General features: G+C 47.3%; 16 protein-coding genes. 9 read left to right on the top strand and 7 right to left on the bottom strand.

Annotated elements, in window-relative coordinates; genetic code table 11:
* The first annotated feature begins 158 nt into the window (after positions 1-158).
* The 5 genes from L5M29_RS10375 to L5M29_RS10395 all read left to right on the top strand — a co-directional run bounded on the left by L5M29_RS10375 (position 159) and on the right by L5M29_RS10395 (position 5579).
* Positions 159-1187 (top strand): DUF2955 domain-containing protein, encoded by a 1029-nt coding sequence (locus tag L5M29_RS10375; RefSeq protein WP_263167725.1) that lies wholly within the window; start codon positions 159-161, stop codon positions 1185-1187.
* Between the two features lie 225 nt (positions 1188-1412).
* Positions 1413-2036 (top strand): c-type cytochrome, encoded by a 624-nt coding sequence (locus L5M29_RS10380; protein ID WP_263167726.1) that lies wholly within the window; start codon positions 1413-1415, stop codon positions 2034-2036.
* 10 nt (positions 2037-2046) lie between these two features.
* Positions 2047-3114, top strand: a complete 1068-nt coding sequence (locus L5M29_RS10385) for a c-type cytochrome (protein ID WP_263167727.1) — start codon at positions 2047-2049, stop codon at positions 3112-3114.
* Between the two features lie 875 nt (positions 3115-3989).
* Positions 3990-4811, top strand: a complete 822-nt coding sequence (locus tag L5M29_RS10390; RefSeq protein ID WP_263167728.1) for a type I restriction enzyme HsdR N-terminal domain-containing protein — start codon at positions 3990-3992, stop codon at positions 4809-4811.
* Positions 4812-5249: 438 nt separating this feature from the next.
* Positions 5250-5579 (top strand): cysteine-rich CWC family protein, encoded by a 330-nt coding sequence (locus L5M29_RS10395; RefSeq protein ID WP_263167729.1) that lies wholly within the window; start codon positions 5250-5252, stop codon positions 5577-5579.
* A 24-nt stretch (positions 5580-5603) separates the two neighbouring features.
* Here L5M29_RS10395 and L5M29_RS10400 read toward each other — a convergent pair whose 3' ends face one another.
* Together L5M29_RS10400 and L5M29_RS10405 are read right to left on the bottom strand one after the other, a co-directional pair.
* Positions 5604-6719 carry an energy transducer TonB gene (locus L5M29_RS10400; protein ID WP_263167730.1) on the bottom strand — a complete coding sequence of 372 codons (1116 nt, stop codon included), beginning with the start codon at positions 6717-6719 and terminating at the stop codon, positions 5604-5606.
* A gap of 159 nt (positions 6720-6878) precedes the next feature.
* On the bottom strand, positions 6879-7700 hold the full coding sequence (locus L5M29_RS10405; RefSeq protein WP_263167731.1) for a hydratase: 822 nt from the start codon (positions 7698-7700) through the stop codon (positions 6879-6881).
* Positions 7701-8017: 317 nt separating this feature from the next.
* Here L5M29_RS10405 and L5M29_RS10410 point away from each other — a divergent pair, with 317 nt between their 5' ends.
* Entirely contained in the window at positions 8018-8992 is a 975-nt protein-coding gene (locus L5M29_RS10410) for a DMT family transporter (protein ID WP_263167732.1), read from the top strand.
* A 29-nt stretch (positions 8993-9021) separates the two neighbouring features.
* Complete coding sequence (locus tag L5M29_RS10415; RefSeq protein ID WP_263167733.1) at positions 9022-9636, top strand: HAD family hydrolase; 615 nt, start codon at positions 9022-9024, stop codon at positions 9634-9636.
* On the opposite strand, the gene L5M29_RS10420 is transcribed toward L5M29_RS10415, so the two are convergent.
* The 4 genes from L5M29_RS10420 to uvrA form a co-directional block, all read right to left on the bottom strand.
* Complete coding sequence (locus L5M29_RS10420; RefSeq protein WP_263142103.1) at positions 9633-10004, bottom strand: DUF6677 family protein; 372 nt, start codon at positions 10002-10004, stop codon at positions 9633-9635. The two genes, L5M29_RS10415 and L5M29_RS10420, sit on opposite strands and share 4 nt — an antisense overlap.
* 138 nt (positions 10005-10142) lie before the next feature.
* On the bottom strand, positions 10143-12065 hold the full coding sequence (locus L5M29_RS10425; RefSeq protein ID WP_011847889.1) for a DEAD/DEAH box helicase: 1923 nt from the start codon (positions 12063-12065) through the stop codon (positions 10143-10145).
* A gap of 194 nt (positions 12066-12259) precedes the next feature.
* On the bottom strand, positions 12260-13429 hold the full coding sequence (locus tag L5M29_RS10430; RefSeq protein WP_263167734.1) for a M28 family peptidase: 1170 nt from the start codon (positions 13427-13429) through the stop codon (positions 12260-12262).
* 188 nt (positions 13430-13617) lie between these two features.
* Positions 13618-16500 carry an excinuclease ABC subunit UvrA gene (gene uvrA / locus L5M29_RS10435; RefSeq protein ID WP_219253675.1) on the bottom strand — a complete coding sequence of 961 codons (2883 nt, stop codon included), beginning with the start codon at positions 16498-16500 and terminating at the stop codon, positions 13618-13620.
* A gap of 403 nt (positions 16501-16903) precedes the next feature.
* On the opposite strand from uvrA, the gene L5M29_RS10440 reads away from it, so the two are divergent.
* Positions 16904-18271 carry an MFS transporter gene (locus L5M29_RS10440; RefSeq protein WP_263167735.1) on the top strand — a complete coding sequence of 456 codons (1368 nt, stop codon included), beginning with the start codon at positions 16904-16906 and terminating at the stop codon, positions 18269-18271.
* A 108-nt stretch (positions 18272-18379) separates the two neighbouring features.
* Positions 18380-19090: a single-stranded DNA-binding protein gene (ssb, locus tag L5M29_RS10445; RefSeq protein WP_011790777.1), complete on the top strand. Its 711-nt coding sequence runs from the start codon at positions 18380-18382 to the stop codon at positions 19088-19090.
* A 177-nt stretch (positions 19091-19267) separates the two neighbouring features.
* Here ssb and L5M29_RS10450 read toward each other — a convergent pair whose 3' ends face one another.
* On the bottom strand, positions 19268-20335 hold the full coding sequence (locus tag L5M29_RS10450) for a porin (RefSeq protein WP_263167736.1): 1068 nt from the start codon (positions 20333-20335) through the stop codon (positions 19268-19270).
* Between the last annotated feature and the right edge of the window lie 103 nt (positions 20336-20438).

Raw genomic sequence — 20438 nt, forward strand, 5'->3', positions numbered from 1 at the left:
ATTAGTACTTATCTGTGTTGACGAGCACAAGTGACTCGCGGTGGTTTGTATTTGCCACGAGTCGCTTGAGTGAAAGCTTCAAAGCAACATAAGTGTGAACGCAGCATAAGCCAGCTAAACATCCTCATTTAATGTATCGATAGAACAAGGCGACGAGCATGTTACTACGCCATAGCCCATTGACGGCCAACGATTTACGCCAGTGTTTACGGATTGCGACTGGCGCGACCTTAGGTTTTACCCTGTGTAAAATTTTTGGTTGGAGCAATGGAGTCTTCTTCACTGTGACACCTATGCTACTACTCGGATTAGTGCCAGTGATGAATGGTCATGCTATGCGCCAATTATTGGCTTCATCTGCCATGGCTGGGTTAGAGGTTGGGTTACTCGGCGGTTTCTTTGGCAGCCATCCCAGCATGATGACTCCCATCGTTTTCCTATTATTTTTATACCGCTTTGCGGCCATGTCCCGCGGCAGTTTGTTTCTCTTTGGTGCCAACGGTGTGCTGAGTCTCAGTATCATGCTGCACTTTGCAAGCTATCCCGGCGTTGACTTAAACGACTTAGTTTTCAGTAACTTTTGGGCGACCGCACTTTCAGTAGTTATCGCCTACGCTATGACTGCACTCTGGCCCGATGTTGAACCAAGAGCGGCTTACAAACCTGGGCCTAAGGCGCCGCATCGAATGCGCCACGAAGCCTTGCTCGGTGCGACCATAGCGACGGCATCGTTTCTGGTGTTCCAAATATTTGATCTGCGGGATTCGATGTCGGCTCAAGCGACCACTCTTTTGCTATTGTTTCCTATGCATTGGAATGGTGCACTCGACTACGCCCGTAAGCGCGCCATAGGCACCCTGTTGGGGGTGTCGTTTGGGATACTCGTGCAGTTGCTGCTCTATGATTGGTCAGGGCTATTGATGTTAGTTGTCCCCTTGCTGTGGATTGGACTGATGATTTTTAGCCAAGCCCATGTGCGCGAGGCGAATGGCTCAGGTGTCGGTTTTGGTGCTATGACCACGTTAGGGATTTTGTTTGGGCAGTATTTGACCCCAGGTAACGACTTAATCTTCAGTGCCTTATATCGAGTGAGCAGTATTTTAATCGCTATCGTTGGCACGTTACTTTTATGCTATTTGATACATAAGTTATTGAATCGTTTCGAATCGACGCGGTTTGGTTATTGAGCAGGCCATTAAGTCTTGAAGGCTTGCAGCTTAACCTTGTACAGAGTAAGGTAAATTTATCCCGTTTGAATTGAACAATAAGTGACTCTTAATGAATGTTAAGGCTCATTTATTGGCTGTTTTAAAAATGAGCGGCTGATTTTAAAATGGGTTTAGTGTGTGAGCACAAACATAAATAACAATAACCCCTATGCTTTAGAGCTTAATTCTCTTCAAGGATAGAACATGAAGATTAAAACATTAGTCATAGGCTTAACGCTATGTAGCGGCTATGCCGCTGCCGCCGAGCCTTCTGACAAACAATCGATGAACGTTATGCCACAAGCTGCACAGTTATGTGTGTCTTGCCATGGGGCTGCGGGTGAGGGTATTGAACCACTTGGCCCTCGATTAGCGGGATTATCTAAAGAATATATCTCGATACAATTGCAGCATTTCCAAGCGGGCGTTCGCCAAAACGCGACCATGATGCCGATGGCAATGACGCTCCAAGGTGACGGTATTGAGCAAGTGTCGAGCTATTTTTCTGCAAAGCCTGCCAATGACGTCAAGCCTGTTATCCGCGGTGAACAAGTTGTTTTTAATGACGATACCGCCCGTTTAGCCTATCAAGGTGATTGGTCCCGTGGTTTACCAGCCTGCGTGACCTGCCATGGTCCTTCTGCATTAGGTGGTGGCTTATTTCCCCGCTTAGCAGGTCAACAGGCGAGTTATATCAAAACGCAATTATTGGCGTGGCAGTCGGGAACACGTAAAGGTGACGTCGATGGCATGATGGGGAGCGTCGCGAATAAGCTCACCGTCGCCGAGATTGATGCGTTAGCCAACTACTTTGCGAATTTAAAATAAGGAGCCGGCCATGAAATATTCCGCAATGTTATTACTGGCCGCGATGGGGTCATTAACCGTTCAGGCGCAAGCTGAAACTGAGCCAGTACAAGAACGCCCAGATAAGCAAGCTCCGCTGCCTTCTTTCCCTAAGGTAGCAGATCAAACCTATCTTACCCCTAGACCTTTGAGTGCGATTCCCGAAGGCGCCTTTGGTGACAAAGTGCGTTTAGGTTATCAACTGTTTGTGAATACCCAACAGCTGCGTGATAAGTATGTGGGTAATGAGCTTAACTGTACCAATTGCCATATGGATGCAGGCCGTAAAGCCAATGCATCACCCCTTTGGGGTGCGTATTTTGCTTATCCGGCGTATCGTAAAAAAGACAATAAAGTCAGTAGCTTTGAAGAACGCATCCAAGGCTGTTTTAACTATTCGATGAATGGTAAAGCCCCTGCATCAGGTAGCCCTGAATTAGTGGCGCTTTCTGCCTACGCCTATTGGTTAGGCATGGGCGGCTTGATGGATGAGGCTAATATCAGTGGCCCTGTTCCTGAGATCAGTGATGCTGAGTTAGTCAAAGGTGCCAAGCGGGATGACTTCCCACTACCAGAGGCATTAGCTAAGGCGATGACAGTTGAGCAACGTGCTAACTTGCCGGGTCGAGCTTATCCTGAGATCCCAAAACCCGAACAAGCCTATTCACCTGAACGGGGTAAAGCCGTGTATGTCGCCCATTGCCAAACTTGCCATGGTGTTGATGGGCAAGGTCAAGCCATAGCGGGTGTGTATGCATTGCCCCCGCTGTGGGGAGCTCAAAGTTATAACTGGGGAGCGGGAATGCACAGGGTCAATACTGCCGCATTTTTCATTTATGAAAACATGCCCTTTGGTAAGAGTATGCAGTTGACGAACCAACAGGCTTGGGATGTTGCCGCTTACATCAACTCCCACGAGCGTCCGCAGGACCCACGTAGCAAAGGTGATGTAAAGCAAGCGCAGGATAAATACCATAATGACAGCGATTACTATGGTCTCGCTGTTGATGGCAAAGTGTTAGGCACTGAGTCCTATCCGATTTTTCCTAAGAAGTCATAGCCCAAAGCGTTAGGCCAGTTTTGAGATGAGTTTGAGTTAAGACCTATTTTCATGAACCAAAAAGCCAGTAGAGGTTATCTTTACTGGCTTTTTAATGGGTCAAACATGCGTTGATAAATTGTACTGAGTCATCTGTGATTTTAGTTGTTGGGATCTTCGCGTTTGCAGGTATCAACGTATAGTTGAGTCATTGCATTCGCTCACCGACACGCAGCCAGTCCATCCTTGGATGCTCGACCGCCCGTCTGATGTGAAAGGATTCACAAATGCCGTGATGGCATGGATGCCAAAAAGCGGCCATGGGGCAGGCGGTTGTCTTGTATAAGATCAATACGGCCTTACGGTCGAGATAAATCAAAGTCTTGGAGCTTTGTCCCATACCTGATTATGTATATGTTTAGTCATTGCGGCCTTACGGCCGAGGTGAATCAAGGTCGTGGGGCTTCACCCCACACCCGACCAAGGAGGACTGCTCGTCCTATCCTCCTTGGATTCTCCAAGACGCCCCTAACGGAGTTGAAAGCCCCTTGGGCATTTAGCGTCCTTATGCTATCGCGTCAGACGCTCGTCCCTGATTCGACTGACGCTATCTCGGCATCCATGCCTCGATCACGCAACGAACACAAATGCCCTGCGGCAACTCCGAGGGGATGATGAACTTCTGTAGTCTAGGTGTTGGCTGTTAATCTGGAAAGAGTTGTGCGTGTCCCATTTTTCTGTTTGAATAAAAATGTTGATAGCACACCGAGTTCGATGCTAACTTATTGGCATAATTGAATTATTCATATCATTCCAATCTCCAACTCTATACAGTTTTCATTTTATTAGAAGTGCGAGTATTACCCTGTTAGATGTAACCTTTATTGAGACTGCGTATGCCCTTAAGACAATCAGATGAAAGTATCGCTAGTGCAATTAAATTCGATGTAGAGAAATCATCTACAGGATCAAAGCGTCTAAAATTACGTACCTTACTGACTAAGTTTGGCTACGAAAAAAGATCAGACACTAATACTGCAAAAATTACAGAATTGTTAACTTATGAAGGCCTATCAATCAACCCTCCAATTGTTAGGTTTGGAGAACGCTGGGAAATATCACTGCAGGACTGGATATATTTATCCTGTAATGTACTTCCAGAGCAACAAGTACCATCAGTATTATCAACATGGAATGCTGATGGCTGGTTCGATAAAATTTCAGAACTAGATCTCCGAACAGAAAAAGAAGTTGAAACAAAGTTCATCATTCCATTGCTAATTCGCCTTGGTTATTCGGAGAATGATAGATTCGATGGCATGCCCGTTCCCGCTGCCCATGGTTCACGAAATACAACCCTTGTCATAGATTTTGCTCTATTTAACAACAGTGAGGAGTCATTGAAAAATCAACCATTGCTAACGGTTGAGGCAAAAAAAGAAGGGCGTCTACTTAAACAACAAGAACTCCTAAATGCACACAACCAAGCCAAAAGCTATTGCCTCTGGACTCAATGCGATTTTTTCTTGATAACTGATAGTAAAACAGTTCAACTTTTTCATATTTCACGAGGAAGAATTGGCCAACTCTCACCAATATTTTCATGCGAAAGAGAGTCCCTATCTTCATGTTTTGGCGAGCTTTATGCTCGAGCGTCCAAAGAGGTGCTGACAAAATACTATCTAGCCAAATTCTCCACTACCGAAGAAACTAGCTAAGGCAATCTTCGTAAAGTGGCTTTGTTCAACAAAAGGTTCAAACCTTTCGCTCCGATCACTGGGACGTGCTAAAGCCCGCTCCTTAGCCAACAGTTATATCTATTGACGCTTCATTCCACTCATTTTATTAAGGCCATATAAGGCTTATTCAGTCAGCATTAGTATCAACACAAATCGCACCCATCATGTATGGATCTGCGAACGCACTTGCTATAACGCAGGAATGCGGCTCTCTGAGCTAAATGAATACACCCAAATATAATTTAAGTTAGATAACTTGATGAATATAACCAATTGAAGGATAAGAAACACTGAGGTGTTAATTTGCACGCTGAATTGACATGAGCACCTTGCTTCATTGAATAATCTATCCCGCGCTTATTGAAAAACCATTATGATCTCCGCGCTATAACAACTTATCTTGCAATAAGGATTACCGTGTCTCAGCCATCGGAACAACCTAAGTTAGAAGCTGCGCAAATTTGCCCCCTGTGCAAAGGCGCGAATCAATGTGCGGTGATTGTTGGTAAGGGTATTGAGGATTGTTGGTGTGCGCAGCAGGTGTTTCCGCCTTTGGCGGTGTTGCAAGCGCAAGCATCAGATTCGCAGCAAGGGGCAATCAGCCCCATTTTACCGTCTGCCGATGCGTGTATTTGCCAAACCTGTCTTAGCCAACTCAAGCAGAGTTTAAGTCAGGGGCAGATTGCAGCGCAGGATGAAAAAAGCCCATCGAGTGTGAGCGATGGGCTAGGTTATGAGGTGAAATAATCTTTTATAGATTACTGAAAAATATTAAGATTTATCAACATAGTAATCTATACGCACCGTGGTTTGAGCTTGCACTGGTTTGCCATTGTCAAACTTAGGGGCATAACGCCATTCTTCGATCATTTTTAGTGTGGATTTCTCAAATAGCACACCGCCTTTGGATTCGAGCACTTCAGGGTTTTTCACAAATCCCATCTCATCAACAGTGAAGTTAAGGGTCACATAGCCGCTTTTACGTTGTAGGAGGTAGGACTTGGGGTATTTTGGTACCGTACGAAACAGCGGTTGTTGCTCCTGAGTGTCGGCCCAGGGGCTCATCTTGCCGATAGCAATACAGTGAGCGGTGGATTCGTCACGCTTTCCTTGACGCTCATACAGTTCGACTAAATAAGCGTGGGCACTTAATGCATAGGGATGGCTAAAGTTAAGGGCTTCAAACTGCTTAACTACTTCTAAAAGCAATGGAATCGCCTTGTCATCATGCTTTTCTGCATACTCAACGGCACCCACTACATAGGTAGCTTTGACTCTGTCTAGGGCATTTTCGGGTAGGATCTCTTTGTAAGTTTCATAGGCCTCGAAGGCATACTCCCTTACCTGAGTCGTATACAATCCTGTGTTGGTGAAGCGATCAAAGGTTGCCATCTTTACATCAGCCAACAGCTTTTTATTTGTTGTTTTTTCTGCAATTTTCAGCGTGCTATCTAAAAGTTCCTTAGCCAAAACCAGCTTAGGAGCCGTTTCTGCTGCGCCGAGTAGCGGGTCGATAAGCTCGGCAGCATGCTCGCCGTAATGCTTTTTATAATTGCTTAATGCGAGTTGATATAACTCATAGGCCTTAGCCGTTTTCGCCGCATTATCACCGTCAAAGAGATTAGGCATGGCCATAGTTTTGAGCGCACCAGCCCAGTTCATTGCCAGATTGGCCAGATCGACACTGTCCTTCGCATATTGAGCTTCGCCCAATTCAAAGGCCCTTTTGGCACTGGCTTCTACTTGGGTGTTATTCCCTTGTTTGAGTGCGGCTTGGTAGTCACTGTAGGCTTGGGAAAAGGTGTTTTCCGAGGCGTTTAAGGCAAGTGAGGTGCTTAAGGTTAAGGCCAGTAGACTCGCTAAGGGTAATATTTTTCCATATAACATCTTGTATATCCTTATATTTGATCCTCTTGGATAATACAAATGTTTCACCCTTGATACAAGCTTGTTTTCAGGCTGTTGGTCACTTTGGGGATTTTAGAAGGCAAGTTTTTGCCTACCTTCTCACCTTGCAGATGGGCTTGGCACTGTGTATTTCACGACTCATTTAGCGACAAACTGCAAACCAAACTGGCCTAGCTCGCCGTAGTGGAATTGGCAGTGCTGATTGAGCGGTAGATCTAAAACTCCCGCGTAGGAACCTGTGATCACATATTGCCCTTGAGTTAAGCCAATGCCTTGGGCGGATAAAAAGTTAACTAACCAGTAGAGTCCCGCCTTAGGGAAACCGTTAGGATGAATGGCGGTTTTTTGCAGTGTGTCGCTTTGCTGGTGCTCGTCATTGGCAATATCAACGCTGAGTTCAAAACAGCTCATTTCTAAACCTTCTTGCGGATTAAGCACTGGCCCTAACCACAGTCCTTGATTGACTAAGCCATCGGCGAGGGCATCAAAATGCGTCGCTTCACTGGGTGTGTGGTAGCGGCTTTTGATCAATTCTAGCGCTAAACGAATGTTACCTAAGGCCTCGTCGATTTCAGCCTCTGTATAAGGCGTGCTTCTTGGCGGTAAATCGCGAGCAATCTCGAAGGCGAGTTCGGGTTCGACTCGGGCCAGGCCTTTAGTCGATGGATAGAGTGGGCAAGTGGTCGATTGTTGATACACATCATCTTGATAAATAGGCGCTACGACGGTTTTTTCCGCCGTGGGTAATAGGCATTTCCACGCCGCGATAGGATTGTTATCGCTTGCCTTAAATATTTCTGCTACGGCTTGTTGAATAGCGAAGGCCTGTTCGAAGCTGGTTGGCCTTAGTTCTGGGATCAGTAAATCGCCGCTCGTGCCTGCTGCGCGGCGCTCGGCTAATTCTTTGGCTGCGGTATTAATATGTGTTTTAACTTGTTCGATCGTGGCGGTAGATAACATTAACTTTCCTATTTAAAGCGTTAGCTTAAAAAGAAGTGGCCTAGAGAGAGTGTGGCAGAAGCCATTTTTATGGGCCAAATATACTCGGTTATTGGCAATGCGGGAAATGCCAATGTTGGCTTTCGGGGTAAATCTGCTGCCGTTGAATCAAGAGTGCGGCCAATATTCAGTTATCGTAAGATGCTGAAACTTGCCTCATATAAGTGTCAGCTAAAGTATCCAATCTAACGCGAATGTTTCCATGATGATCCGCTAGATATTGTGCTGGCTCAGTGCCAGAATGGCTGTCCATTTTGCGGTTTCTACTGGACTCCTCCGTGAACCTTAGCCATAACGCCCCTCAGGCAAATAATCATGCTCAGCTTGGGCTCCTGTTCATCTCAGTTGCGGTTTTATTTTGGGGCATGTTACCGATAGCATTAAAGCTCTCTGCGGCCTTTATTGATCCCGTAACTCTTACTTGGTTTCGTTTTCTGGTCGCGCTTTTAGTCAGCATAGTGATCCAATGGAGTGCAGGTAGTCTTAAGCAATTTGCAGCACTCGATGCCAAAGTTTGGTTAAGGTTAGTGCTTGCTGGCATCTTCTTGATGCTCAATTATGTGTCTTTTGTTTACTCACTCGATTACCTCGCACCCGGCGCCGCCCAACTTAATTTCCAGACTTCACCCTTTTTCCTCGCGTTTGGTGGTGTGTTGTTTTTTAAGGAACGGCTTAATGCAGTGCAACTCAGCTGTTTTGCAACCTTAGCTTTAGGTATGTTGATGTTTTTCCATCCTAATTTAAATTTTTCTGGGGCTAATCATCATCAGGTTTGGATTGGGGTGATGATCATCCAGTTCTCAGCACTGTCGTGGACTAGCTATGCCTTATTGCAAAAATCCTTACTGAATCGTTTGTCGCCCGCGAACGTGCTCTTAGTGATCTATGGCTTAGGTATTTTCGTAATGGCTCCCTTTAGCGACTTTAGTCAGTTTGTCCGTATGGACAGCTTCGATTGGCAGATAGCACTGTTTTGCGCCGCCAATACCTTGATCGCCTATGGCTGTTTTGGCCAGTCGATGAAGTACTGGCCGACGGCGCAGGTCAGTGCCATGTTGGCCCTAACGCCAGTATTTAGCTTTAGTGCCACGGCGTTAGTGGTGAGCCTTGGCTGGTGGCCAGAAGTATTCCGCGCTGATGAATTAGATGGTTTATCTCTGCTGGGGATTGGCGTGATTATTGTGTCTGTGATGGTGGTGCAATTGCTGCCTATGTACCGTAATCGTCAGGCGAAGCGTTTGCAGGCTGTCTAACGCATACATTTTATCCATGGGAAAGGCCAGTGATCACTAGACTCAGCGAGTTAAAACTTCAGGATATCCGTGGTGTCATCTTCGATCTCGACGGCACCTTAGCGCATTCTAATCCTGATTTTGCAGGGCTGCGGCGGGAGTTGGGGATTCATTCTGGTACAGATATCTTGGCCCATGTAGAGAGTCTTAGTACTGATGAAGAACGGGCTCAGGCGCTGGAAATCGTCCATGAGTACGAAAGACAAAGTTCACTCAAGGCCAGTTGGATTGATGGCGCGAGGGAGCTTATCGAATGCCTACGGGCCAAGTCACTGCCCTTGGCTATTTTGACTCGCAATATGCCAGAAGCGGCGCAAATCACTATCGATAAACTCGGCATAGATATCGCACTGGTATTAACGCGCTATGATGCTGAGCCTAAACCGCATCCCGAAGGTATTCATCTTATTTGCCAGCAGTGGCAACTCGCGCCCGCAGATATCTTGTATGTGGGCGATTATCTGTTTGATCTGCAAACTGCGCGCAATGCTGGTAGTCACTGTGCCCTCTATTGTCCTGAAACTATTCCCGATTATGCCCACAACGCTGATATGCTCGTTACTTGCTACCATAGCTTTATTGAAGCATGGACAGTTGGCGACTAGGCATTTTTTGGGGCCGTGACTGCATCTTGCTTATCTTGTTTCAGTCCCAAGCGCACGCTATCTAATAAGGCAATTAGCCAGCAGAGGATAAATCCATACATCAGCTTGTCCGCACCATCACGAATGGTTGCCGTGGTTTGCTTGGTCACTTCGGCTGTAATCACGCCTATATCTAGCGGTAAAACACCAGTTTGAATATCAAGTGAGATAAGCTGTGCTACTTGCATGACTTGTTGCAGCATCAGGCCAAGACTCAGTATTGCCAGCACAAAAAACACTAGGGCGCTGCGTTTATGTTGCAGATAGAAATGGCCGCTGCCGGGGGCGACGAAGGCGGATAATAGTCCAGCGGTAAGGGCTTTTTTCATGGGAGTCGATTACTTATACCATTAAACTCTTTGGAGATTAGACACTAAGCTTTATCTTTGCTAAAGGCAAACTAAGACAAAATCAAGACAACAAAAAAGGAGCCTAGGCTCCTTTTTTAGTCTCTAGCTTAAGCTAGATTAGTCTTCACGTGGTTTACGTGGCTTACGCTCACCGGCAGGTTTGTCTGCACGAGGTTTGCGGTCAGCAAATGGCTTATCACCAGTAGACGCAGCGCGAGGCTTACGATCACCCGCTGGGCGGTCACCTGTTGGACGATCGCCACGTGGTTTACGGTCACCAGCAGGACGGTCTGAACGAGCACTGCGGCCTGAATCAACAAATACTTGATCGCCAGCTTCGCGGATGTTCAATGGCTTGCCACAAACACGTACTTTACGTAGATGCTGTAACACGTCTTTTGGCATGCCGTCTGGCAGGTCAACAGTGGTCACTGCATCGTAAAGTTGGATTGCGCCAATGTAACGGCTGTCGATGTTAGCTTCGTTTGCGATAGCGCCAACGATGTTACCCACACCTACACCATTCTCACGACCTACGTCGATCACGTAACGGCACATTTTCAAATCTGGGTTGTCTTTCAACGCTTCAGCTGAGCCTAAGCTTGCTGGCATTGGACGCGGTTCGCGACTTCTGCGTTCACCACGCTCACCACCACGGTCATTACGATCACTTCCGCGGTCGCTACGTTCAGTGCGCTCACTGCGTTCATCACGAACACGTTCTTGAATGGCTGGCAATTGCAAAGGACGTTCTTGCTGAACTTGCTGTAATAATGCAGCGGCTAGCAGATCGGTATCGACTTCTAACTGTTGGCATAATTGAGCAACAGCTTCTTTCATGAAATCTAAATCGCCGTTGATTGTTTCAGCCAATTGCTCACCTAAGCGAGACAGACGACGTTCTGCAACTGTCTCTGGGCTTGGGATTTTCATTGGTGAAATGCGGCTGTTAGTTGAACGTTCGATAGTGCGCAGCATGCGCATTTCACGGCTCGTTACAAACAGGATCGCCATACCAGTACGGCCAGCACGGCCTGTACGGCCAATACGGTGTACATAAGCTTCGGCATCATACGGAATATCGTAGTTCACAACGTGACCGATACGCTCAACGTCAAGACCACGGGCCGCAACGTCAGTCGCGATCAGAATGTCTAACTTGCCACGTTTCAGTTGGTCAACGGCACGCTCACGGGCTTGCTGGTTCATGTCACCGTGTAGTGGTGATGAAGCATAACCGCGGGCTTCTAACTTTTCAGCTAACTCAACACATGAGTTACGAGTACGTACGAATATGATTACACCTTCAGTGTTTTCAACTTCTAATACACGTACTAAGGCTTCAAGTTTGTTGTGTTGTGATACTTGTACGAAACGCTGTTCGATTGACTCAACCGTAGTTTGGCTTGATTCGATCCGAACATGTACAGGATTACGTAAGTGCTGGTTAGCAACACGCTTAATTTGCTCTGGCATAGTGGCAGAGAATAACGCCAGTTGGCGTTCGCTTGGCGTGTGCTCAAGGATCCATTCGATATCATCGATGAAGCCCATTTTTAACATTTCATCGGCTTCATCGAGCACTAAGGCTTGTAATGAATCGAGTTTCAAGGTGCCGCGACGCATATGGTCCATAACACGACCTGGCGTACCAACGATAACTTGTGGGCCACGTTTCAGGGCATTCAACTGTTGTTGCATGCTTTGGCCGCCATAAATTGGAAGAACGTGGAAATTCTTCATAAATTTGGCATAGCTACTGAACGCTTCAGCAACCTGCACGGCTAATTCACGTGTTGGTGCTAAGACTAAAATTTGCGGTGTCGTTTGGCTAGTAACTTTGTTTAATAGTGGTAACGCGAAGGCGCCAGTTTTACCTGTACCTGTTTGCGCTTGACCTAAAATATCTTTGCCAGCCATAAGTGGATCGATACTGGCTGATTGGATTGGCGTTGGTTTTTCATAACCTAGCTCGTCAAGAGCACGCAACAAATTCTCGGATAGGCCGAGTTCACGGAAAGTTCTTTCATCGGATGACATTGGGTTGTAGCCTTGTGGATGCGCGCGCGAAATGGCGCTAAAGTTTCACAGACAGAAAATCAACCCCGTGTCGATTTCCCGCGAACGACGGATTATAGCAGCATGGCGGCCACTTTACCAATCAGAGTCGCGCTATTTAACCTGTTTTCTGCATTTTTTTCGCTAAAACTGAGCAAGAAACGCGCCACTTCCCATTAATTCTTTAAATATTCAACATTTAATTGAAGTAACTCGAATGCTGACTCTGTCACTGCCGCAAGAAAAGTGATGTCGATTGTCGCGACGGTATCCTCTGGTGTGTGATATTGGGGATGGGTCGGCACACCAAAATACAGCCAAGGGATATTCGCTTTGTGGAAGGGGTAATGATCCGACGCCCGCAGCCAATCGGTACTTTGTATGCTTCGACCAACGGGTTTAGGGTGCGTGAGTTTAATGCAAAGTCGGTTCTGCTGATTCAGTAGGGGTTTAAATTGATTGAACTGAGTGAAGTTTCGACTGCCTTCGAGGTAAATCGCATAGGGCCTGCCGGGGTGACTCACCATATCTAAATTCAACATCAGCTCAAAAGTCGCTTCTGGCAGGCGGGTTTTGAGTTGCTCTACCAAGGCGATACTGCCATAGAGCCCAGGTTCTTCGGCATCGGTTGCCACAAACATCAGGTTTACCTTAGGCAAGATATTGGGTTGTAGGGCAAATTGCTGTTGCCAATGTTTGGCAATGGCGAGCATAGCGGCGACGCCCGAGGCATTATCATCGGCGCCGTGGTAAATCTTGCTGCCGCTCAATCCTAAGTGATCATAGTGGGCGACGATAATGCGCCATCGATTCGTCGGTTCTGCCGCCATCGCGGTGGCGACCACGTTGGCGCCGTTTTCTTGGGTGAAGAAGGTTTGATATTCAAAGGGCACGATAAAGTCCGCACCCCAAGGCTGTAAACCTAGCCCCTGAAATTGCTGCTTTATATAGTCACGACTTTTTGCCGCACCTTGAGTTTGGGTTTTGCGGCCTTCAAATTCATCCGAGCTTAATACTGTGACTGTCGCTTGTAACTCTGTGGGCTCGGCCCAAGTGAGTTTTAGCTCAGTGCGTGCACAAGTTTCGGCTGAGTTAGCGCAACCAGTGAGGGTCGTTGCAACAACGCAAGTCAATGCTAATAAGCCAAGTCTTTGGGATTGATGTCTTATAAGGTGCGTGATCTTGAACTTGGCGAGCAACTGACCGATGCGATTGTGGTTGAATAGAGTCGATGCACTTAGGTTTACGTCACTGAGGTTTATGTCGCTTAGGTTTTTACTTAAAAGTGATTGATACTGCTTCGGTAATATAAGGTGAGTCACTGGGGACTGAGTGCTATCACGCATGGACATTCCTTATCGCTGAAGCCTTCGCCAGAAGATGAATATCATCTTTGCCTAAATCCGATTCTAATTCAATGAGATCTATATGTATGCGATAGCTTAAGCATATTGGATTGCTGAGCGAAAAAAAGCGCAGTGCTTAGGGCGACTGCGCTTCTATTATTCAGACCAACGGCTGCGTGAGCCGAATGTTAAGCCTTAGCTTTATTGGCCTTTGCTAGCTCTATATCCCGTTTTAGCAGTGGCTTTAAGAAGCGTGCCGTGTGGGAGGTTGGATGCTCGGCGACTTCTTCCGGCGTGCCTGTGGCTAAAATCATACCACCACCACCGCCACCTTCTGGGCCTAAGTCGATAATCCAGTCTGCGGTTTTGATCACATCCAGATTATGCTCAATCACCACAATCGTGTTGCCGTGGGATTTGAGACGATGCAACACGTCGAGCAGCAATTGAATATCGGCAAAATGTAAGCCCGTGGTCGGTTCATCCAAGATATACAAGGTTTGGCCCGTGTCACGCTTAGACAGCTCTTTGGCAAGTTTCACCCTTTGGGCTTCACCGCCCGAAAGTGTGGTCGCACTTTGGCCGAGACGCACATAGGACAAACCCACATCCATCAAGGTTTGTAGCTTACGGGCAATGGCAGGTACGGCATCGAAGAACTGACGCGCATCTTCCACTGTCATCTGCAGTACTTCGTGAATATTCTTGCCTTTATAGCGTACTTCTAAGGTTTCGCGGTTGTAGCGCTTACCTTTACAGGAATCGCAGGGCACATACACATCGGGTAGGAAGTGCATTTCTACCTTGATCAAGCCATCGCCTTGGCAGGCCTCGCAGCGTCCACCTTTTACGTTAAAGGAGAAACGGCCGACTTGATAACCGCGAGTACGTGACTCTTGGGTTCCGGCAAAAATCTCGCGGATCGGGGTGAAGATGCCCGTATAAGTGGCCGGATTCGAGCGCGGTGTGCGGCCAATCGGGCTTTGGTCGATATCGACCACTTTGTCGCACAGTTCCATCCCTTCGATACGATCATAGGGTGATGGCTCATCCACCGTCGCCCCGTTGAGCATTCTATGGGCGATTTTGAAGAAAGTATCGTTGATTAAGGTCGATTTACCCGAACCCGATACGCCCGTCACACAAGTGAAGAGGCCAATGGGAATGGTTAAATCCACATTACGCAAGTTGTTACCGCGAGCGCCAAATAGCTCAATCACTTGAGTTTTGTCGAATGGAATGCGCGGCGTATCGATATGAATGCTGCGCTTACCGGAAATATATTGGCCGGTGACCGATTCTTCACAGGCGATGATCTTCTCAATTGGACCGTCACAAATTACTTCGCCGCCGTGTACGCCAGCGCCAGGGCCGATATCGATCACGTGATCCGCCATACGGATCGCATCTTCGTCATGTTCGACCACAATCACAGTGTTGCCCAAATCCCGTAGGTGGATCAGGGTTTGCAGCAGACGTTCGTTATCCCTTTGATGCAGACCAATTGAGGGTTCGTCGAGCACATACATCACGCCGACGAGTCCGGCGCCAATTTGGCTGGCGAGTCGAATACGTTGGGCTTCACCGCCAGAGAGGGTTTCTGCCGAGCGCGATAGGCTCAAATAATTGAGACCCACGTTGACGAGGAAGCCTAAGCGATCGCGGATTTCCTTTAAAATCTTCTCGGCAATCTGCGCCTTTTGGCCGCTAAATTCGACTTTCTCGAAGTAGTCCAAGGCTTCGCCAATCGACCAAGTGGTGAGTTGTGGCAGGTTGATATCACCTAAAAACACGTTACGTGCTTCTTCGCGTAAGCGCGAGCCACCACAGCTTTGACAAGCTTGGGTATTGATAAACTTGGCTAATTCGTCACGTACCGAGTTACTTTCGGTTTCGCGATAGCGCCTGTCCATGTTGTTTAGAATGCCTTCGAAGGGGTGATTACGCACCACCACATCACCGCGGTCATTAATGTATTTAAAGGCAATACTTTCTTTACCTGAGCCGTAAAGTACGATTTTGCGAACTTTTTCGCTAAGCTGCTCGTAGGGCACTTCGACATCGAACTTATAGTGTTCGGCGAGTGAGCTAAGCATTTGGAAATAGTAGAAGTTGCGTCTATCCCAGCCGCGAATCGCACCGCCCGCCAGTGAAAGCTCGGTATTGGTGATCACGCGCTCAGGATCGAAAAATTGTTGTACCCCTAAACCATCACAGGTTTGGCACGCGCCGGCTGGATTGTTAAAGGAGAAGATCCTTGGCTCTAATTCCGCCATCGAATAACCGCAGTGCGGGCAGGCAAAGTTGGCCGAGAAGATCAGTTCTTCGCCTTTGGATTTACCAGTACCCGTGTCGTCTTCCATGCTGGCAACGGTCGCTATGCCGCCGGAGAGTTCCAGCGCGGTTTCAAAGGATTCCGCTAAGCGTTGCTTGATATCGTCACGCACTTTAAAACGGTCGACGACCACTTCAATCGTGTGTTTAACGTGTAAATCTAAGGTTGGCGGATCGGTTAAGTCACACACTTCACCGTCGATACGTGCACGGATATAACCCTGCGCCGATAGACCTTCGAGCAATTTAACGTGTTCACCCTTACGGGCGTTGACCACAGGTGCGAGCAGCATCAAGCGGCTGTCTTGGGGCATTTCCAACACTTTATCGACCATCTGGCTGACGGTTTGTGCCGCCAAGGGCTGATTGTGTGTCGGACAACGCGGCTCACCCACGCGTGCAAACATCAAGCGCAGGTAATCGTAAATTTCGGTAATCGTGCCCACGGTCGAACGTGGGTTATGGGAGGTGGATTTTTGCTCTATTGATATCGCCGGGCTTAAGCCTTCGATATGGTCCACATCGGGCTTTTCCATTAAACTCAAAAATTGGCGAGCATAGGCAGATAGGGACTCGACATAACGTCGCTGGCCCTCGGCATATAAAGTATCGAAAGCGAGGGAGGATTTGCCAGATCCCGATAAGCCCGTGATGACAATCAGTTTATCCCTTGGGATAGTCAGGTTGATATTCTTGAGATTGTGGGTGCGTGCGCCGCGTATTTCAATCTTATCCATCTATCGCTCTAATGCCATATGCTTAAAAAAATGAGCACAAGTATCGCACAGTTCCGCCGCTGAGTTTAGTTGATTCTGTGATCTGCACCAATCCTAGGGCTGGCACTGGCTTTAAGTCGACCTGCTTCGCGGTATGTTGTGGATGGAATGGATTAACTAAGATTAATACTGTTGTTGCGTACTGACTCACAGGACAATTGTGAACACTATGTTAGACTCATTCCCCTGTGCCTGAGCGTTAAAAATAAAGATGTTAACTCTGACACAGTCAATATAGGTCCGTGATAAACGGGATAAAAGCTAAGTGTATAGTCAGTGGTTTAGGCCACTATTTCCTTTTGAGCAAATCCTTTTGGGTGTGGTAACATGCGCCCCTTAAAAGACTTCAATCCAGGGCAAAATCATGGGTAACAACGGACTTTCGGGTACTGAGAAAAAAGTCGCGTTTTCTTTAGCCAGTGTATTTGGTTTGCGCATGATGGGCTTGTTTATGATCATGCCCGTCTTTGCACTTTATGGTCAGCATCTCGAAGGCTTTTCGCCTCTGTGGGTGGGTATTGCTATCGGCGCTTATGGCCTGACTCAAGCCGTGCTGCAAATCCCCATGGGGATTTTATCTGACAAATATGGTCGCAAGCCGATTATTCTCGGTGGCTTAGTGTTGTTTGCTATTGGTAGTGTTATCGCTGCTAACGCAGATACGATTTATGGCGTTGTCTTTGGTCGAGCTGTACAGGGTATGGGCGCGATTGCCGCTGCCGTGCTGGCGCTTGCCGCGGATTTAACCCGCGACGAGCAGCGCACTAAGGTGATGGCGATTATTGGCATGTGTATCGGGTTATCTTTTGCCCTGTCTTTGCTAATGGGACCTATCGTTGCGCAACATCTTGGGTTGACTGGATTGTTTTGGTTAACGGCGGTATTGGCTATTGTCGGTATGCTGTTGATCCAGTTTTTAGTGCCTAATCCCATCACTCAGGCACCAAAAGGAGACACTTTAGCAACGCCCGCTAAGCTCAAACGTATGTTCCTCGAGCCGCAATTATTTAGGCTTAACGCTGGGATTTTTATCCTGCATTTAGTGCTCACCGCAGTATTTGTGGCACTACCGCTGGATCTGGTGGATGCGGGTCTAGTGAAAGAAAAACATTGGATGCTGTATTTCCCTGCTTTTGTGGGCGCATTTATTTTGATGGTGCCGTTAATCATCATCGGAGTTAAGCGCAAAAATACTAAGGCGATGTTCCAAATTGCCCTCGTGATCATGATAGTGTCATTGCTGACGATGGCCGCATTTGCGAGCAATCTTTGGGTATTGAGTTTTGCCGTGGTGCTCTTCTTTACAGGGTTTAACTATTTAGAAGCCTCACTGCCAAGTTTGATTGCTAAATTTTGCCCCGTCGGCGAAAAAGGTTCGGCCATGGGCGTGTATTCTACTAGCCAGTTTTTAGGGGCTTTTTGTGGTGGTATGCTCGGTGGTGGTGCTTTCCAGCTCGTGGGCGCAGTCGGGGTATTCATTGTTGCCGTGATCTTAATGTCTATTTGGTTATTCCTGACATTAGGCATGCAAAATCCTGTGCTGTTAAAGAGTTACACCTTAGAAGCTGAAGTGAAAGACAAGGCGCAAGCGCGCGATATGGCAACCCAGTTATCCCAATTAATGGGTGTTGTTGAAGCCATAGTCGTGCTGGACGAGAAAGTGGCTTACTTAAAGGTAGATGAGCATTTCGATTTAAGAGAAGCACGAGCTGTGTTAGGCTCTGCTCAATAATATCTGGTCTGCCGTGTGGTATTTGGGGAAGCTGATTTTCCTCTATGGCAATAAAGATAAACAACATACTGAATTAATAGATTATTTAAAGAATCGCAGGAGATTTCAATGGCCAGTCGTGGTGTTAACAAGGTAATTTTGGTTGGCAATTTGGGACAAGATCCAGAAGTGCGTTATATGCCAAACGGTAATGCAGTCGCAAACATCACAGTAGCGACTAGCGAATCGTGGAAAGACCAACAGGGTCAACAGCAAGAGCGCACTGAATGGCACCGTGTGGTTCTGTTCGGCAAATTAGCTGAAATTACCGGTGAATACCTGCGTAAAGGTTCACAGGTTTACCTTGAAGGTAAACTGCAAACTCGTAAGTGGAAAGACCAAAGTGGTCAAGACCGTTACAGCACTGAAGTGGTTATCGACCAAAGCGGTAGCATGCAAATGCTAGGTAGCCGTGGTCAAGGTGGACAAGCACAAGGCGCGCCAATGGGCGGCGGCATGCCACAAAACGCAGGTTATCAATCTGCACCACAGCAAGCCGCGCCTGCGCAAAATCAATATGCGCCAGCGCCTCAAGCAGCACCTGCTTACCAAGCGCCAGCTCAGCAACAATATGCTCCGCCAGCACCTGCCCAGCAGCAAGGTTATGGTCAGCCGCAGGCTCAACAACCACAACAAGGTGGTTATGCGCCTAAGCCGCAAGCCGCTCCAGCGCCAGCTTATCAAGCGCCTGCAGCACCGGCACAGCGTCCTGCGCCACAACCACAGCAAAACTTCACTCCAGATTTGGATGATGGCTGGGATGACGATATTCCGTTTTAATTTGGAACGTATCGAAGTGTAAAGAGGGTATCGTCTTAAATAAGCAAAAGCCACGCGAGTCGTGGCTTTGTTGTTTCTTGTTTTTATGCTTTTAAGTTTAGTGCTGTGAGCCCGTGGGCGAGGTTGCTAAATCTTTCACCTCGCTTGCTCACATAACGATACGTTTGAGATAGAAACTTAGAACGTATAATCGAAGTTATAACGCATGCCTAGCATGATCTGGTCATTGGTTTCGCGGTATTCAAAATCTGTTTTTTGATATTCGATGAAGGTGCTGAATTTCGGTGTTTTATGCCATTCCAGCGTAGTGTTATAGGCATTGTATTTCGCGGAGGTGATGTCATTGTCGCCATCGTCATATTTGGACACGCCTAGCTTGATTTTATAGCTGTCAGTGATGGGATAACTTGCAACCACATCCAGTGTTGAACCATCCAATGTGGTGCCATCGACGCTGTCTTTTTCAATGTTTTGGTAGGCTGCGGCGAGGAACAGAGAATTGAAATTTTTCGCTAGGGTTACACCGAATGTATTTTCATCCTTGTTGTCTTCTAACTCTTTATTATAAAAAGCCGCGGCAATGTAGATGAAGTCGGTTTTATAACGGATACCCGTGTTAACGAAGTCACTGCCGCCACTGCCTTTATTGCCGTCGAATTGCGCATCGGCCGAAAATAACAGGTCGCCAAACTCTTTACGATAGGTCACGAGATTATTGAGCCTGAATGGGCTCGCACTGTCATAAGCTAGAGGCGTTCCTGAGCGGTTAAAGATATCAACGGGATCGGAAATCATTTCCTGCGTGACGGCTTGTTTACCTATGGCAACGCTACCAAAAAATCCCTTTAATCCGACATAGGCTTTGCGCGCATCGCCAAAGTCACCATCATCTTTGATATCGACCTTAAACTCCCCTTTCGCAAAACCGACTAAGCCATTACCGAGTTGGTGCTCTGCAGCAAAACCAATCCGCGAGTTTGCATCGCCTACATCCCACACATCGTCCGAGTTAGTGTGGGTCAGACCGAAGGTTGGGCGTAAAGAACCATAAAAATTAAACTGGGTATCCGATGGCACTGATGGCTCATTTTCTTGAGCTTCGAGCATGGCGAGTCTCTGCTGAATTTGTTGTAACTCAGTGCGTAATTCGTCATTGGTTTCTGCTGTATTATTGGCTTGAACGGCAAAGATAGGTGTGGCAAAGCTCAGCACAAGTATGGCTGATGTGAGTTTAGACGATTTCATTTATGTTTCCTTACATAACAACTACTCGCGTTACGCTAATGGATTTTGTTGCCGATTGAGCTGTATCGCTAGTAGTAAGGAGCTGCACTTGTGATAGTGCTGG

This window comes from Shewanella sp. SM95 (genome assembly GCF_025653595.1).
GTDB lineage: Bacteria > Pseudomonadota > Gammaproteobacteria > Enterobacterales > Shewanellaceae > Shewanella > Shewanella oncorhynchi.

Excerpts from the sequence above, each read along its gene's own strand:
- L5M29_RS10375 (WP_263167725.1), top strand. The coding sequence starts at position 159 with ATGTTACTACGCCATAGCCCATTGACGGCCAACGATTTACGCCAGTGT.
- L5M29_RS10380 (WP_263167726.1), top strand. The coding sequence starts at position 1,413 with ATGAAGATTAAAACATTAGTCATAGGCTTAACGCTATGTAGCGGCTAT.
- L5M29_RS10385 (WP_263167727.1), top strand. The coding sequence starts at position 2,047 with ATGAAATATTCCGCAATGTTATTACTGGCCGCGATGGGGTCATTAACC.
- L5M29_RS10390 (WP_263167728.1), top strand. The coding sequence starts at position 3,990 with ATGCCCTTAAGACAATCAGATGAAAGTATCGCTAGTGCAATTAAATTC.
- L5M29_RS10400 (WP_263167730.1), bottom strand. The coding sequence starts at position 6,719 with ATGTTATATGGAAAAATATTACCCTTAGCGAGTCTACTGGCCTTAACC.
- L5M29_RS10405 (WP_263167731.1), bottom strand. The coding sequence starts at position 7,700 with ATGTTATCTACCGCCACGATCGAACAAGTTAAAACACATATTAATACC.
- L5M29_RS10420 (WP_263142103.1), bottom strand. The coding sequence starts at position 10,004 with ATGAAAAAAGCCCTTACCGCTGGACTATTATCCGCCTTCGTCGCCCCC.
- L5M29_RS10425 (WP_011847889.1), bottom strand. The coding sequence starts at position 12,065 with ATGTCATCCGATGAAAGAACTTTCCGTGAACTCGGCCTATCCGAGAAT.
- L5M29_RS10430 (WP_263167734.1), bottom strand. The coding sequence starts at position 13,429 with ATGCGTGATAGCACTCAGTCCCCAGTGACTCACCTTATATTACCGAAG.
- uvrA (WP_219253675.1), bottom strand. The coding sequence starts at position 16,500 with ATGGATAAGATTGAAATACGCGGCGCACGCACCCACAATCTCAAGAAT.
- L5M29_RS10440 (WP_263167735.1), top strand. The coding sequence starts at position 16,904 with ATGGGTAACAACGGACTTTCGGGTACTGAGAAAAAAGTCGCGTTTTCT.
- ssb (WP_011790777.1), top strand. The coding sequence starts at position 18,380 with ATGGCCAGTCGTGGTGTTAACAAGGTAATTTTGGTTGGCAATTTGGGA.
- L5M29_RS10450 (WP_263167736.1), bottom strand. The coding sequence starts at position 20,335 with ATGAAATCGTCTAAACTCACATCAGCCATACTTGTGCTGAGCTTTGCC.